Origin of the sequence: Ligilactobacillus equi DSM 15833 = JCM 10991 (assembly GCF_000615765.1) — a bacterium.
GTDB classification, from domain to species: Bacteria; Bacillota; Bacilli; order Lactobacillales; family Lactobacillaceae; genus Ligilactobacillus; species Ligilactobacillus equi.
The window spans coordinates 1-16,025 of sequence record NZ_BAMI01000011.1 but is presented as its reverse complement, the minus strand read 5'-3'; the positions used below and the strand labels follow the sequence as shown (position 1 = coordinate 16,025).

The following is a 16,025-nucleotide window of genomic DNA, read 5'->3' as shown; positions in this document are numbered from 1 at the left end:
GTATAACACCACTACTGTTATTTTTCAACGTTTTTAATCCGTAAAAAGAAAATCAAGTTAACTTTTCATAAAAGTGGAAAACTACTAAGAAAACCAGAACTAAAAAATATCATCAAACAAACTCAATTGATTTTCATCTGGTAAGTTATCTAAGACATGATTGCGCGACATAAATTCAATCAACGTGTTCGAAACTTTTCCACGGTTAGAAAGATCTTCTTTGGATAAGAAGGCTTGTTCTTCGCGAGCCGCCACAATTTGTTTAGCCACATTCAATCCTAAACCGGGAATGGCTGTAAATGGCGCCAATAACTTATTATCTTCAATTAACCAGTCAGTGGCATCGGAACGCTCTAAATTCACCATTTCAAATTCAAAGCCCCGTTCCAACATTTCGTTAGCCAGTTCTAGAACCGTTAAAAGATTTTTATCTTTGGCAGTCGCATCATTACCCTGGTCATTAATTTCCTTCATCCGTGCCTTAACGGCTTCTTTTCCATGTGCCATGGCTTCAACATCAAAGTCGTCGGCCCGTACAGAGAAATAAGCAGAATAGTAAACCAAAGGGAAATAGACTTTGAAATAGGCAATTCGTAAGGCCATCAAAACATAAGCCGCAGCGTGAGCTTTCGGGAACATGTACTTGATTTTAAGACAAGCTCCAATGTACCATTCCGGCACGTTAGCTTCCCGCATTTGAGCTTGCCAATCATCAGGAATTCCCTTCCCTTTCCGCACACTTTCCATAATCTTGAAGGCGATATCGGATTCAACCCCCATGTGAATTAAATCCATCATAATGTCATCCCGACAACCAATAACTTCTGGCATAGTAACCGTTCCATTTTGAATTAATTCTTCGGCATTACCTAACCAAACGTCGGTTCCATGCGAAAGTCCGGAAATCTTTAGTAATTCCGCAAAAGTTTTCGGTTTGGTTTCTTCTAACATTCCACGCACAAAACGCGTCCCAAATTCTGGTACCCCTAAGGTCCCAGTCTTAGACTGAATTTGTTCCGGTGTAACTCCCAAAATTTCCGTACCAGAAAAGAGTGCCATCACCCCTGGATCATCTGTCGGAATGGTTTTAGGCTCAATTCCAGATAAATCTTGTAGCATCCGAATCATGGTGGGATCATCGTGTCCTAAAATATCCAGTTTTAAAATATTGTCGTGGATAGAGTGGAAATCAAAGTGCGTCGTTCGCCAAGTAGCAGTTACATCGTCAGCAGGATATTGAATTGGAGTAAAGTCATAAATATCCATGTAGTCTGGCACAACTAAGATACCTGCGGGGTGCTGCCCGGTAGTTCGCTTAACCCCAGTAGCGCCCATCGCCAAACGGTCCACTTCCGCCGCTCGAATGTGTAAATCATGATCACGTTCATAAGCCTTAACATAGCCATAAGCCGTCTTTTCAGCTACCGTACCAATCGTACCTGCCCGATACACATTGTTTTCCCCAAACAAGACCTTAGTATAATTGTGAGCAATCGGTTGGTAGTCCCCTGAAAAGTTCAAATCAATATCGGGAACCTTATTCCCCTTGAAACCTAAGAAAGTTTCGAAAGGAATATCTTGACCATCTTTAACTAAAGGGGTTTGACATTCGGGACAGTTCTTATCTGGCAAGTCATACCCCGAACCATACTCACCTTTTTCATAAAAGAAAGAATACTTACAATTTGGACAACGATAATGCGGTGGCAAAGGATTAACCTCAGTAATTCCTGTCAAGGTTGCTACTAAACTGGAACCCACCGATCCCCGAGAACCAACCAAGTAGCCATCTTTGTTGGATTTATGCACCAATTTTTGTGAAATCAGGTAAATTACTGAGAAACCATTTCCAATAACCGATTTTAATTCCTTATCAATCCGAGCTTGCACTAGGTCTGGTAATGGATTACCATACCATTCTTCCGCTTTATTCATTGTTAAATTGCGAATGTCATCTTCGGCCCCTTCCATCTTCGGTGTGTATAATTTATCTTTCACTGGTGAAATTTCTTCACACCAATCAACAACAATTTGGGGATTATCTATGACGATTTCATGTGCTAACTCCTCACCCAAATAGCCAAATTCGGTCATCATTTCATCCGTCGTTCTAAAGTGCGCATCTGGCAATTGCGGGAGACGATTTAAAATATTAGCTCCACCTTGGGAAGATACCAAAATCTCCCGGTAAATTGCATCTTCAGGATTCAAATAATGGACATCGCCAGCAGCAACTACCGGTTTACCCATTTCTTTACCAAGCTTGACAATATTACCAATAATTTCTTGCATTTGTTGGTCACTGTTAATCGTACCTGCATTCCAGTAATCGGCATAAAGCGCACTGGGGTGAACCTCCAAATAATCATAAAATTCTGCTACACGGCGGGCGTGTTCATAACCTTGACGAGCCATGGCATCAAAGACTTCTCCACAGCCCGACCTTCACCATCACCAGTCCCTATAACTAGCCCTTCGCGATATTCTTCTAGAACTGAACGCGGAATTCTAGGCACTTGATAGAAATACTTAGTCATGGCTAGGGAAGCCAACTTAAAAAGATTCTTTAAACCGGCTTGAGTCTTAGCAATAATTGTGGCATTAAAAGGATGTTCTTTTTGATAAGAATCGTCCCGCTTACTATGGGCATTCAATTCGTCATGAAACTCCACGTGTAAGTTTTCCCGAGCATCTTTTAGCATCCGGTAGTAAATTTGACCAGTAACTTCCGCGTCATAGATGGCCCGGTGGTGACTTTCATTGACTAATTTGAACTTCTTAGTTAAGTTAGCCAAACCATAACGTTTCATATCAGGATAGAGAGCCCAAGCTAAAGTCAAGGTATCAATCAAAGGCTCAGTAATTCTTTCGATTCCGTAACTGCTGTAGGCGGTATTGATATAATCAATATCAAAGACCGCATTATGAGCAACCATAATCGTGCCCTGCAAAATTCTTTAAAGAGCCGTAAAACTTCTTCTTCACTCTTGGAACCGCGTACCATTTCGTTGGTAATGTGGGTCAATTCTGTTGTCTGAGGTGATAATGGAAATCCCGGATCAATAAATTCTTCGAATTCCGCAATTACTTCGCCATCTTTCATCTTGACGGCCGCCACTTCAATTAATTTCCCGTAAGCCGCTGATAAACTCGTGGTTTCTGTATCGAAAACCACATAAGTCGCATCCTTTAAGGACACGTGGTCTTCATTGTAGGCAATCGGCGTCCCGTCTTCGACTACGCTGGCTTCCAAACCATACAAAATTTTAACACCATTTTTCTTACCAGCACTATGCGCTTCAGGGAAAGCCTGCAGATTACCATGGTCAGTTACAGCAATAGCTTTATGGCCCCACTTGGCAGCTTGAGCAACATATTCGGAAATCGAATTAGTCGCGTCCATAGTTGACATAGTCGTGTGGAGGTGTAATTCGGCCCGTTTTTCACCTTCTGGTGCCAGGTCCTTACGACTAGGGTGACCAACTTCATTAATATCGTAGGCCGTTACTGCCAAATCACGTAAAAATTCATCCTCTTTAACAGGCCCCCGAACTTTAACCCAGATACCTTTTTTCACAGTTTCAAAGATAGCGGCTTCTTCATCATTGTTAGAAAACTTCTTCACTACAAAAGATGACGTATAGTCCGTTACCTTCATGGTTAAAAGCTTCCGCCCAGTCTTAAAGGTCCGCACTTCCACATCAAAAACATACCCTTCCAAGAAGACATTTTTTTCTTCTTCGGTAATGGTATTCATTTGACGAATTTCGGCATTCTCATTAATTGGCTTTCCCAAAACCAAAGGCCCATCTGGCACCGACACACTATCAGCCTGTTTGGCCCGGGTTGCTTCTTTTTGTTTGATTGCTTCCAAAGCTTTTTGAGCTTAATTGAGCATCGTTTTCAGCCCTTTTCTTCTTATATTCCGTAATCTTTTCTTGCGTCTTGGAATTATCAACGATGGTTTGAATATTAAACTTTGGGAAACCCATCCGTTGATAAGAGGCTTCAATCGGACCTAAAGCCGTTTTTTTGAGAAAATTTTGCACAATTTCATTATCCGCCAGCAACATGACCCGGTCGCCTTCTAAATAAGGAACTTGATTTTCTGCTAAAGAAATCAACATTGGCGATGAAACCCCACTAGTTTTAACTACCCATTGCCAATAGTCACCTAAATTTTGATTAGTTATTACCGGTTGACGACTAGTAAAAGCAATTTCGGTTTTAGCAATTTGTCCAAACGCCGCTCTTAATTGATGGCTAAAGGTTACAAAGGTCTGGTAAGGCATGATATCAGGAACATCTAAGAGAAATGTCCACCGCTTCGATTTGGTGTGTACAATTACTTCTTGGATCTGGATTTGCGCAAAATAATCCGTTAGTTCACTTTCCGGCTGCCAATCTATTTGTTCCATGAGATGCTGAAACAATTCATGCTTATCAATGGCCATAATTTTCCCCTTTCCTTAAGAAAAACCCCAAGCGAGTTGGGGTTTAAATTTAATCTTCTTGGTTTTGTAATAAAATTTGAATGGAGTTCAAAACTTCATCTTGCATAACTTCAATGGTTTCACCAGTTTTACGAAGTTTGATTTCAACGATTCCTTCACTAGCTTTCTTACCAACTGTCACACGAACAGGTAACCCAATCAAGTCAGAGTCAGCAAATTTAACCCCAGGGCGTTCTTGACGATCGTCTACCAAGACACTGTAACCAGCAGCCTCTAAGTTTTGAGTCAAGGCTTCTGCTAATTCAACTTGTTCTTGCTTTTTAGCATTGATTGGCACCACGTGAATGTCAAATGGCGCAATATTCTTAGGCCAAATCATCCCGTTTTCATCACAGTGCTGTTCCACAATTGCGGATAAGAGACGGGAAACCCAATCCCATAACACCCCATAATAATTGACTTTTGGCGACCATTTTCATCTAAAACCTTACCATCCAAACTATCTGTATAACGGGTCCCTAACTTAAAGATGTGACCAATTTCAATCCCACGAGTAAATCGCAAATGACCTTCACCATCAGGAGAGAGTTCCCCTTCTTCAACAGTCCGCAGGTCTAAGAATTCATCAACACGATAATCACGATTTAAATTAGCATTCTTAAAGTGGAAACCATCTTCATTAGCGCCCACAACCGCATTTTCCAAACCTTCAACATCTAAATCCGCTAAAACTTTAATATCTTCCGCTAAGCCAATAGGACCTAGAGAACCAAAGTTGGCACCTAAAAGTTTGACTACTTCTTCTTCAGTAGCTGGGCGTAAATCACTAGCATCTAAAGCGTTAGTTAATTTCACTTCGTTAACTTGGTCATTACCGACCATCAAAACCACAACTGGTTGATCGTCAGCCATAAAGACCAAGGTCTTAATAGCTTTCTTGACGTCTAACTTCAAAAATGTCACAACTTCATCAATTGTCTTCACATCAGGAGTCGCTACTTTTTCTAAATTTTGGAGTGATTCGTGAGTTGTCTTACCTTGGCGCAAATTCTTAGCCATTTCCAAGTTAGCAGCATAATCACTTTCGTCTGAGTAAACTACTGTGTCTTCCCCGATAGGAGCAATAGCCATGAATTCCTTGGAATCGCTCCCCCCATAGCACCGGCATCCCCGATAATAGAACGATAGTTTAAACCAACTCGATCAAAAATATTTTGGTAGGCTTGGTCCATATCTCGGTAGGATTGGTCTAAGGATTCATCATCCGCGTGGAAGGAGTAAGCATCTTTCATTAAGAATTCCCGCCCCCGTAATAAACCGAAACGAGGACGATTTTCATCACGGTACTTCATTTGAATTTGGTAAAGGGTTAAAGGTAATTTCTTGTAAGACTTAACCGCATCACGAACGATTGTGGTCATTGTTTCTTCATGAGTTGGTCCTAAGATAAAGTCACGATCATGGCGATCTTTTAACTTAAATAAGTTAGGACCGTATGATTCATAACGGCCAGATTCTTGCCACAATTCCGCTGGCAAGACTGCGGGCGCCAACATTTCGACCGCATCAATCTTTTCCATTTCTTCACGAATAATATTTTCAATCTTTAATAAAACTTTGTTAGCCAAAGGCAAGTAAGCGTACATCCCGGCAGAAACCTGTTTGATGTAGCCTGCACGCAACATTAATTGGTGGCTAATTGCTTCCGCATCGGAAGGCACTTCCTTTAAGGTTGGAATTAACATTTTTGATTGTTTCACAATAATTCTCCTTTTTTAAACCGCTCAATTAAAAGAAGAAGCGGTGTAAATCATTTAAAGTTACTAGAACCATTAAAATCAAGAGGAAAGCGACCCCAACCAAGGTAATCGTTAATTCCGCCTTTTCTTCTAATGGTTTACGTCGAATGGCCTCGACAATATTCAAGACTAGTTTACCACCATCTAAAGCTGGAATCGGTAGTAAATTCATAATTCCCAAGTTAACCGATAAAAGCGCCAAAAGTGAAACTACACTGGTTAAACCATAATGAGCGGCTTGCGAGGTAAAAGAATACATAGCTACCGGCCCACCAAGGTCATTTAAGCTAAACCCTTGCGTAAACATAGCCCCTAAAGCGCTAAATACAGCTGTAATAGTTGCCCACGTTGCAGTAAAACCGTAAGCAATCATAGCACTCACAGAAGAATTCAACTTTTGTTTGGATTGAATTCCAATAATCACGGATTTTTGGCCCGAGACCTCTTTGGTCTTCGGTGTTACCTGAAACTTTTGTAAGTGTCCCTGACGCTTAACCGTCACTGTTAATTCCTGATTAGCACTTTGGGATATTTTTTGTGTTAACTGACGCCAATTTTTAATCTTGGTTTGGTTGATTTGAACAATTCGGTCACCCTTCTTTAACCCTGCTACATAGGCTGGTGAGTCCTTTTGCACCGTGGCTAAAGTAGTGGTGGTCGTCACTACTCCCCCTTGAAGGAAGGCAACGACTGCAAATGCAACAATCGCTAATAAAAAGTTATTAAACGGCCCTGCAAAATTCGTTAGCATCCGCCGGGGTAAAGTTGCTTCTTGAAATTGGACATCTCGTGGCGCAATCTGTAAAGGTGTGCCGTCTTTTTCAACAATTAAAGCATCATGATCCACGACGTAACGCTTTAACTCATCTTCTTGACCATTTTCATAACCTTCCAGCCACAAACCATCGGTTAAATCCCAGTCGGTCAATTCCAAAGGAATTCCGTTCAAAAGGGTAACTTTTTGACTGGTATTAATCTGGGTCACTTGTCCCTCAGAATTTAACTGCAAAGTTAAAGGCATTCCCTTTTGAAGTTCTTCTTCATCATCTTGGTTACCAGCCATACGGACATACCCCCCTAAGGGCAAAATCCGAATGGTGTAGGTTGTTTCGTTTTTCCGATAGGAAAAAATTTTGGGACCCATCCCAATTGCAAATTCTCGGACCATAATTCCTGCCCGCTTGGCCATCACATAATGGCCTAATTCATGGACAAAAACCAAAATTCCGAAAACAACTATAAAGGCAATAATGGTAATAACCATCAACTCATCCTTTCTCTTAGAACAAACCTGCAAAGTGCATTAATGGTAAGACAATCAAAGAAGAGTCGAACCGATCAAAAATTCCCCCGTGTCCCGGTAAGATATTACCCGAGTCCTTGACTCCATAATAACGTTTCAAGGCTGATTCAACTAAATCCCCTAATTGTCCCCCAATTGAGAAAATAAGAGTTAAACCTAACATGGAAACAAAGCTGTAACCTTGCTGTACAGCCGGGAACAAATGAAGGTAGATAGCCAATAAGACCACGGCACTCACCGTTCCTCCAATGGAACCCTCCCAGGTCTTGTTAGGACTAACATTAGGTGCTAATTTGTTTTTCCCGATTTGCCGGCCAATCAAGTAAGCCCCACTATCAGTAATCCAGACGATAAATAAGGCGTATAAAACCATGGCTAAACTTTCTGAACGAGCATCCATCATGTAGGAAAAACCTTTTCCTAGGTAAAGCACTCCTAAAGTCAAAGCACCAGCATCATCAAAAGAAAAACGGTTCTTTGAAAATACAGTATACACCAAGAGACACAAGATTAAAAAGTAAAAGACTCCACTGGTTGAAAATGTGTCTGGCAAAAAATCTAGGACCGAACTTGGTAATAACATGACTAAAACCGCTAGAAAGGAAATAATCGCTTCCGGTGAGATTAGCAAGCGTTTTTTCATCCGTAAAACTTCAGACATAGCCACTAAACCCATCAAAATTACCAAAGCGTTAAACCAAGCACCACCGAGCAATAATAATGGAATAAAAATTAACGCTGCAATAATAATCGTAATTACTCTTTGTTTCATTTACTCTTCCTCTTCTTTCAAACCACCAAAGCGCCGGTTACGGGCTTGGTAACTTTTAATAGCTTCTTGTAAGGCGACTTGATCAAAATCCGGCCACAGTATGTCCATAAAGACCATTTCACTGTAAGCTAATTGCCATAACAAGAAGTTTGAAATTCTTTCTTCCCCACTGGTCCGAATTAATAAATCTGGATCAGTATAGGGGGCTAAGTCAGCCGTCATCATATGTTGAGACAAAAGTTCCTCGCTAACTTCTTGTGCTGCTAGTTGGCCCTCATTAGCCATTTGAACCAAATTCGTCACCGCCGTAACGATTTCGGCCCGCCCCCCGTAATTTAGAGCAAAATTCAAGACCATCCCCGTACAATGCTTGGTTTGTTCAATGGCATCCAAGACCGCTTTTTGGGTCGATGCGGGGAGCTGTTCAGTATAACCCATGACCTTCACACGGACGTTATTTTCAATCAATTCCGGAACAAACTTGTTGAAAAATTTTTCCGGCAAATCCATCAGGTACTTAACTTCTCCTTCGGGCCGTTTCCAGTTTTCCGTTGAAAAAGCATAGAGGGTTAAAACTTTAACCCCTAAATCACTAGCAGCCTTGGTAATGGTTTTGACCGTTTCCATCCCCTGTTTATGTCCTGCCACGCGTGGCATGTGTCGTTTTTTGGCCCAGCGACCATTACCATCCATGATAATAGCGATGTGGGCAGGAATATTTTGCATATCAAGCTGAGTTTCTGGAACAGTACCGTTTTTAAAAATTTTGGTAAACAATTTTTTCACCCCTTTGTATAAGTAAGAAAACGGGGCAAGTTACTTTGCCCCGTTTTGTTATTAGCCTTGGAGAATTTCTTTTTCTTTATCAGCTGTAATGGCATCGATGTTTTTCACGGAAGCATCAGTTAACTTTTGAGCTTGGTCTTCCAAGTCACGCAAGTCATCTTCAGTTAAGTCACCGTTCTTTTGGGCCTTCTTCAAAGCATCCATCATATCCCGACGAATGTTACGCACCGCAACCTTCGCCTTTTCAGAAGTTGCCTTAACTTCCTTTGCTAATTCCTTCCGGCGTTCTTCTGTTAATTGTGGAATTACCAAACGGATGGCAGAACCATCATTAGCTGGGGTTAAACCCAAGTCAGAAGCCAATAAAGCATGTTCGACGTCTTTCAAAGATGATTTATCGTAAGGCGTAATCAATAAAACCCGAGCTTCAGGCACTGAAATTTGTGCCATTTGGTTCAAAGGTGTAGGGGCGCCATAGTAATCAACCATGACCCGATTTAACAAACTGGCATTGGCCCGGCCGGCCCGAATGTTACCTAACTCACGTTGTAAAGCTTCTTCAGCTTTAACCATTTTTGCTTGATTTTTTTCTAAAATAGCGTCCATATTATTTCCCTTCTACTGTTGTACCAACATTTTGACCTTCAACAACCTTCTTGATGTTGCCTCGTTCATTCATGTTAAAGACAACTAAAGGAATATCGTTATCCATGGAAAGTGAAGAAGCGGTAGTATCCATCACTTTCAGGCCCTTGTTGATAATTTCCATGTGTGTTAATTTTTCAAATTTTTGCGCTTCAGCATCATGCTTAGGATCAGCAGAGTAGACCCCGTCAACCCCATTTTTCGCCATCAAGATAACATCAGCATTAATTTCTGACGCACGTAAAGCAGCCGTCGTATCAGTTGAGAAGTAAGGCGAACCTGTCCCCGCTGCAAAAATCACAATCCGCCCTTTTTCCAAGTGACGAACAGCTTTTCTTCTGATATATGGTTCAGCAATTTGACGCATTTCAATCGCAGTTTGCACACGCGTTGGTACCCCAACTTTTTCCAAATTATCTTGTAAAGCCAAGGCATTCATGACCGTACCTAACATCCCGATGTAGTCTGCTTGGGCACGTTCCATTCCCATTTGAGCCCCAGCTTCACCACGCCACATGTTACCACCACCAACGACAATCGCAATTTCAACGCCTAAATCGTGAACTTCTTTGATTTCTTCAGCCACTTTCCGAATTTCCGGCGGATTAATCCCATGACCTTGAGCACCTGCTAAAGCTTCTCCACTCAATTTCATCACAACGCGTTTGTATTTTACGTCAGCCATATTATCCTCCTAATTTTATCTTTTTAGCTTATTTTATGATTAATTTTAAAAATAACGCAAAGTCCATTTGAACATATTTTACCATAAAACTCTAACCTTGAATATGGTTAATTTTGCCTCAAGAAATCGGCTAACTATATCTTTTTTGCTTTAAATTTGAGATAATAGACTTGAAAAAAATAAGGAGGAATTAATATGACTAAATTTTTTCAAAAGTTATGCTTTTTTAGTCTAATCCTCGCTAGTGGTTTACTCTTTCGTGTAACAACCATCGCCGCTAGCGGTAATTATACCATTACAAATTATGATGTAACGGCTAATATTCAAAAGGACGGTTCTGCTGATATCAGCCAAGCCGTTACTTATACTTTCAAAAACGGACAAACCAATGCGGTTTACCTCAACCAACCAATCATGGACGGGGCAACCACCACCATTCCAAGTGTGGTGGTCCAACAAGATGGTAAATCCTATCAACTAAGTCAAAGAGATGATGGCAGTAACGACACCTACAGTGTCATTAACAATGAAAATGGTTTACGCATTAAGGTCTATCATCAAATTTCTGATGCCACTGCCACTTTTTACTATACTTACCACCTCTCCCAAGGCATTACTAACTACACAGATACCGCTGCTTTAAATTGGCAGGTTATTGGCGACCAATGGAACACACCTTTAAATAATGTTCACATTCGCTTAAAGTTTGCTGATGGTAAAATTTCACCATTACAAGCCTGGGCTAACTCAGACGCTAAAACCAAGGTTACAGTTAACCAACCTAAAGGCCGAGTAACCATTGCCGCTAAGCAATTACCAGCGAAAACGAGTTTAGAATTTCTAACCACCTTCCCAACCAGTGCAACTGTCAATAACACTTTAGTTTCCAAACAAAACTATCAAAATCAGGCAAAAAATACCGTTCAAAGTTGGAAAGACCAGGCACAAGCTAAAGCACATCAAAAAGCCCAAGCTAACTTCTTCCAGCCTTTAATTACCCTTTTAATTGGTTTAGTCTTCGCTTTTGCTTGGCTCATCTTCTTATGGCGCCACCCCGAAAGTCGTCAACCGTGGCCCGAAGCCAATCCCCCACACTCATATGACTTGCCCGCCTTGCCACCTTTCATCGCCCAAGCCGTTTACTCGGACAACGTACCCGATAATAACGCTTTAGGGGCTTACCTTTTAGAATTAGCCATCAAGAAAAAAATTGCGATTCAACCAGTCGATCGCAAAAAAGATGACTACCAATTAACCCTCTTAGATGAAAGTTTGACCAATACAGACGTCGTAACAGATTTACTCTTTAACGTTGTGGGTGATGGTCAAAAAGTTACCTTAGAGCAACTACGTAAATACGGGGCTTCCAGACGAGGCGAAAAACAAATGTCTTATGTCTTTGAAGAATGGCAAGCCGGTGTACTTACTGCTGCTAAAGCTCACAAATATGTCAATTCTAAGAGTGCCCGGACTTTAGCTTGGAATTCAATCTTGGCTTTGGTTTCCGTTACCTTTTTGGTTGCGGCTATTTTCTTAGGCAATAGTCAAACCTTCTTACTTACGAGTCTCGCTATTTTAGCCCTTCTTGTACAAGCTGGCGTCTTTGCCTACTACTACCGCCACCATTCACCATACACACCACGCGGGGTTGAAGCTATCACGCACTTACGCGCTTTCCGTCACACCTTACGTGATTTAGACAAAATTGACATGAAAAAGCATGGTGATATCGATTACTGGGCTGAAGTACTACCATATTCTATCGCCTTTGGTTACAACAAACGGACCATCAAAGCTTTCAAAGCCAACTTTTCTGAAGAAGAATTGGCTAACCATTTAGGCGCTTCCTACCAAGCTTTCTTCACAGCTCCCGTTGGGTTTGGGGATCGTTTTACCGCTAGCTTCTCCAAAGCTGTCGATGCCTACAATGCCAATAAAAAGCGCCAAGAAACTCGCTACTAGACACATAACTATCTTTTCTAAAAATAGTAAAAACCTTAAGAAATCAACGTTTTAGGAAACATAATTTCTTAAGGTTTTTTTGGTTGCTCATAAAATTCTGTGTTTAGCATTTTCAAATAATTCTGAATATTTCTAATATTCTGGGTGCAGACTCACTTCTAGCGCGCTAACTTCAGATATTAGATTAGAATTAAGATGAAATAGTAATTTAATAAATCGATTACCCACAGACTTTTATTTGCGTAAATTTTTTAAAACCCAGCGTCGGAGCTTCATAACGCGCGCTTGCCCTAGCCAAGATATCAGGCGTCGCCGACGTTGTTGTTGCTTCGTCCCCCAGCTCGCCAAGTAGTGGTGAATGGAAATCGTTTCTGACGTCAGAAGATTTTCCACCTCATCGCCTGGCGCAATCGGATCAAGATAAGTAGCTGGTAAGATTCGTACCTTCTCTGTTTGCTTATTTTGAATCTGATAAGATTCGATAGCCATCGTATTTAAGTTAGGACAGGCCAAAGTTTCCTTTTGCTGAGGGTCAAAAACTAGCCCGTCATAGGCTGCTAACATAGCCTTAACTACTGGACTATGTTTTTTAGCTCCATAACCAAGACCTGTATTGATTTTTTGAATATCTTGTTGCATGCCCGCGTAAAAATCATTTTCTAACAAAAAATCTAGGTTACGCAATAATTCCACGTCTGTATCCAAGTATATTCCACCCTGCTCATAAATCACCTGTAGGCGCGCATAGTCTGATACAAAGGCCCATTGCCCTTGATCATATGCTTGCGCCATGAAAGGGTGCGCATGCACATCAAAGTTACTTTCATTCCACTCAGTAATTTCATAATCTGGACAGGCCTTTTTCCAAGTAACAATATTTTTTTTAACATGGCGGGGGAGTGGCTTGCCCCCAAACCAGCAATAGTGAATATGTTTGGGAATCATTTTACTTTTCCTCCACTTATTTTTTGATACTGCGCCTGATAGGCCAAAATAAATTTGGTATAACTAAACTCTTGAGCATAGGCTTTGGCCCCACAAACCGCCATTTTTTCCCGATCAACTTGCATCATAGTTAAGATTTTTTGGGCCAGGTCCTGGCTATCTTCACTACGAAAACTCAAACCTTCTACGCCAGCATGAACAATTTCCAAATTGCTAGGAATATCCGAGACAATCAGGGTTTTTTCACTAGCAAAAACTTCTAGCGGTGTTAGAGGAAAGCCCTCAAAACGTGAAGCCAGCACCACGAATTCTAACTCCTGCAAAATTGCGGGCACAACGGTTTGATTACCCAAAAATAAAACTTGCTGGGTCAGGCCTAAATCAGCTACCAACTTTTCAAGTTCTGCGCGCTTTTCTCCGTCACCGACAATCACACCTAAAACCTCCGAGTGTACTTGGCTAACCTCTTGAAGTGCACGAATAAAAATATCCATCCCCTTTTGTTCCGTTAAACGCCCGATACTACCGATTAAGTAACGGCCGCTTGCTTTGGCAGTTAATAGAGCTTGAGGTACGGTACCGCTTACGACTGGCTTTTCAATCGAATTATGAATCACAGTAATTTTTTCAGGAGCAATATGGTAAACTTCTTCCAAATTTTGTGCTACCGTCTTACCACAAGCCACAATAGTTGCTTTTTCGAGGGCAAATGCCATCATTTTTTGGCTATCTAAAAAAACATTATGAGCGGTATAAAGGTGCTTTAAATTCCGAAACTGCATTTGCAGCAGACGTCCATACACCGCACCTAAACGGTGATGACTGTGCACGATATCAATTTTTTCTTCTTTAACTACGCGACGCAAAGTCATCAACGTCCGCAAAATATTGGCAGGACTTTTAACCACCGTATCAGGAATTTCAAAGTGCTTGACCCCTTGAGCAGCTAGTAAAGGCACATAAAAACCTCCACAGGAGGCTACAAAATGACGGTCAGACTGATCATCTTTGCAAATTTGGTAAATGACCTTTTCGGCCCCCCCTGTCCCATGGTTCTTGATAAATGTAAAATATTTGCCATTATTTTCTCCTCAACATGACTAATAAAAATTGCAGGCTCTTCTTAAATTTTTGAAAGGTATCTTCCTGATACCATACTAAGTAAGTTCCAAAGTAACGCCGACACAACTTTTTAAGTTGAATAAACGCTACTTTGGAAGGATAATTGCGACGATACAAGGGATAGAGCGCCAAGCGAAATAGTTTGGCTTGCAGTTGCTTGACTTGCTTGGTCGTTAAATTGGACTCCTGCTGGCGCAAGATATCCTGAATTGCTTGCGCGTAACGCAATTCGCCAGCTGCTGTATACAACCAATCAGGATTTTCACTGATAGTAACACTATTTTCGTTATAGTAATATCCATATAAAGCCAGTGGCACCTCTTTAATAACTAAATTTGCTTGACTGGCCACCACCTGGTAAATAAAGTTGGCATCTTCATAAAGTGTTAAGTCTTCATTAAAAATGTAGCCTTTGAGTACTGAAGCCGAAAAAAACTTATTCCACACTGAACCAAAAATTTCACGATCATTAAAGTTCATTTGGGTAAAAAGAGTTGCTCGATCCCAATCTTTAACAATCACATGTTCATTATCTTTATTTAGAAAGGCGCCGACCTCATTCGCTTTAATCACCTGCGCATGTACAACAGTCACCTGGTGGCTAGCTTGATGGACTTGCTGCACGATTTCTAATAAACGCGGATGTACCAGGTCATCAATATCACAAAAACCAATAATATCACCACTTGCTTGCTGCAAACCTACATTGCGCCCGTGTGAAACGCCGTGATTACCAATTCGGAATAGTTTCAGCTTTAAAGATCCCCGCTCTGCTTCCAAGATCTGAACAGAAGCATCCGTAGAGCCGTCATCGACCATGATTAATTCAAAATTTTGGTAAGTTTGAGCCTTAAAAGTAGCTAAAAATCGAGCCATAAATGCCTGACCATTATGAAAAGGTACAATAATTGAAATTTTAACTTCTTGTTTTTCCATTAGTAATTCGGACCCACTCTCATTCCTGTCTTACCTAAAATCCCATCCTTCCAAGCCTTAATAATCAAAGGTCCGTCATTTTTGAGACTCCGGTTGCGGGCTGAACGGATTAATAGACGTGGCCCAATCATAAATTGACTCAAGTGGCGGACCGCCCAAGTTTGACCATACTTTTTATTAAAAAGAATATTATTACGCACCTGGTAGTAGTCCTTCCAATTATAGAAATACTTGCCACTCGGGAACTGTTGTTCTAAGGTCGATAGTTGCCGGTGTAACTTGGCAGCCGTCACATATAAAATTTGACTATGTGCTTGTAGTCTTTGGGCGTAATCTGAATCATCATATAACAAAAAATAACTTGCATCCGGCAAACCTACCTGCTTCACTAAATCCATGGCAATTAAAGGACCTTCAAAGGTCATATCTTCCACGACATAAGTTTCCTTAGTAAAAGGGCTAAAGACTCGTTGTTTTTGTGTTTCAGTGATGTATTGCCCTAATTTACCCAATTCAAATTTCACAATCGCACTATCGCGATAATTAGCATCATCCCGACAAGGAATGGTTACATCGACTTGTCCAGGTAGCATCGGCGCCAATAATTTTTCTAAAC

The 16,025-nt window shown here is 41.1% G+C and carries 10 protein-coding genes and 2 pseudogenes; 1 reads left to right on the top strand and 11 read right to left on the bottom strand.

The genetic code is table 11. The annotated features are described in order from the left end of the window. Positions 1 to 99 precede the first annotated feature (99 nt). From JCM10991_RS12580 to pyrH, 7 genes and pseudogenes are all read right to left on the bottom strand, one after another. Positions 100 to 4,454, bottom strand: a pseudogene (locus JCM10991_RS12580) (PolC-type DNA polymerase III). A 49-nt stretch (positions 4,455 to 4,503) separates the two neighbouring features. Next, a pseudogene (locus JCM10991_RS12575) lies at positions 4,504 to 6,214 on the bottom strand (proline--tRNA ligase). Positions 6,215 to 6,242: 28 nt separating this feature from the next. Then, positions 6,243 to 7,517, bottom strand: coding sequence for an RIP metalloprotease RseP (rseP, locus tag JCM10991_RS03950; RefSeq protein ID WP_025020623.1), 1,275 nt, complete (start codon positions 7,515 to 7,517; stop codon positions 6,243 to 6,245). A 16-nt stretch (positions 7,518 to 7,533) separates the two neighbouring features. Further along, a complete protein-coding gene (locus tag JCM10991_RS03945) occupies positions 7,534 to 8,328 on the bottom strand; it encodes a phosphatidate cytidylyltransferase (RefSeq protein ID WP_025020622.1) in 795 nt (264 codons plus the stop codon). Further along, positions 8,329 to 9,105 carry an undecaprenyl pyrophosphate synthase gene (gene uppS, locus JCM10991_RS03940; RefSeq protein WP_025020621.1) on the bottom strand — a complete coding sequence of 259 codons (777 nt, stop codon included), beginning with the start codon at positions 9,103 to 9,105 and terminating at the stop codon, positions 8,329 to 8,331. Positions 9,106 to 9,165: 60 nt separating this feature from the next. Next, positions 9,166 to 9,720 carry a ribosome recycling factor gene (gene frr, locus JCM10991_RS03935; RefSeq protein WP_023859665.1) on the bottom strand — a complete coding sequence of 185 codons (555 nt, stop codon included), beginning with the start codon at positions 9,718 to 9,720 and terminating at the stop codon, positions 9,166 to 9,168. A 1-nt stretch (position 9,721) separates the two neighbouring features. Further along, positions 9,722 to 10,444 carry a UMP kinase gene (pyrH, locus tag JCM10991_RS03930; RefSeq protein WP_023859664.1) on the bottom strand — a complete coding sequence of 241 codons (723 nt, stop codon included), beginning with the start codon at positions 10,442 to 10,444 and terminating at the stop codon, positions 9,722 to 9,724. A gap of 195 nt (positions 10,445 to 10,639) precedes the next feature. Here pyrH and JCM10991_RS03925 point away from each other — a divergent pair, with 195 nt between their 5' ends. Next, complete coding sequence (locus tag JCM10991_RS03925) at positions 10,640 to 12,406, top strand: DUF2207 domain-containing protein (protein WP_025020620.1); 1,767 nt, start codon at positions 10,640 to 10,642, stop codon at positions 12,404 to 12,406. Between the two features lie 234 nt (positions 12,407 to 12,640). On the opposite strand, the gene JCM10991_RS03920 is transcribed toward JCM10991_RS03925, so the two are convergent. The 4 genes from JCM10991_RS03920 to JCM10991_RS15360 all read right to left on the bottom strand — a co-directional run. Further along, positions 12,641 to 13,351: a glycosyltransferase family 32 protein gene (locus tag JCM10991_RS03920; RefSeq protein ID WP_023859614.1), complete on the bottom strand. Its 711-nt coding sequence runs from the start codon at positions 13,349 to 13,351 to the stop codon at positions 12,641 to 12,643. Then, positions 13,348 to 14,412, bottom strand: coding sequence for a glycosyltransferase family 4 protein (locus JCM10991_RS03915; protein WP_225349917.1), 1,065 nt, complete (start codon positions 14,410 to 14,412; stop codon positions 13,348 to 13,350). The genes JCM10991_RS03920 and JCM10991_RS03915 overlap by 4 nt, the downstream gene beginning before the upstream one ends. 19 nt (positions 14,413 to 14,431) lie before the next feature. Further along, positions 14,432 to 15,409: a glycosyltransferase family 2 protein gene (locus tag JCM10991_RS14340; protein WP_025020618.1), complete on the bottom strand. Its 978-nt coding sequence runs from the start codon at positions 15,407 to 15,409 to the stop codon at positions 14,432 to 14,434. After that, positions 15,409 to 16,025, bottom strand: a 617-nt coding sequence (locus JCM10991_RS15360; RefSeq protein ID WP_025020617.1) for a hypothetical protein, incomplete at its 5' end; no start/stop codon positions are given. The genes JCM10991_RS15360 and JCM10991_RS14340, both read right to left, overlap by 1 nt.

What these genes read in the sequence shown, in the direction of transcription:
- JCM10991_RS14340 (WP_025020618.1), bottom strand. Translation starts at nt 15,409, where the DNA reads ATGGAAAAACAAGAAGTTAAAATTTCAATTATTGTACCTTTTCATAAT.
- rseP (WP_025020623.1), bottom strand. Translation starts at nt 7,517, where the DNA reads ATGGTTATTACCATTATTGCCTTTATAGTTGTTTTCGGAATTTTGGTT.
- pyrH (WP_023859664.1), bottom strand. Translation starts at nt 10,444, where the DNA reads ATGGCTGACGTAAAATACAAACGCGTTGTGATGAAATTGAGTGGAGAA.
- frr (WP_023859665.1), bottom strand. Translation starts at nt 9,720, where the DNA reads ATGGACGCTATTTTAGAAAAAAATCAAGCAAAAATGGTTAAAGCTGAA.
- JCM10991_RS03920 (WP_023859614.1), bottom strand. Translation starts at nt 13,351, where the DNA reads ATGATTCCCAAACATATTCACTATTGCTGGTTTGGGGGCAAGCCACTC.
- JCM10991_RS03925 (WP_025020620.1), top strand. Translation starts at nt 10,640, where the DNA reads ATGACTAAATTTTTTCAAAAGTTATGCTTTTTTAGTCTAATCCTCGCT.
- JCM10991_RS03945 (WP_025020622.1), bottom strand. Translation starts at nt 8,328, where the DNA reads ATGAAACAAAGAGTAATTACGATTATTATTGCAGCGTTAATTTTTATT.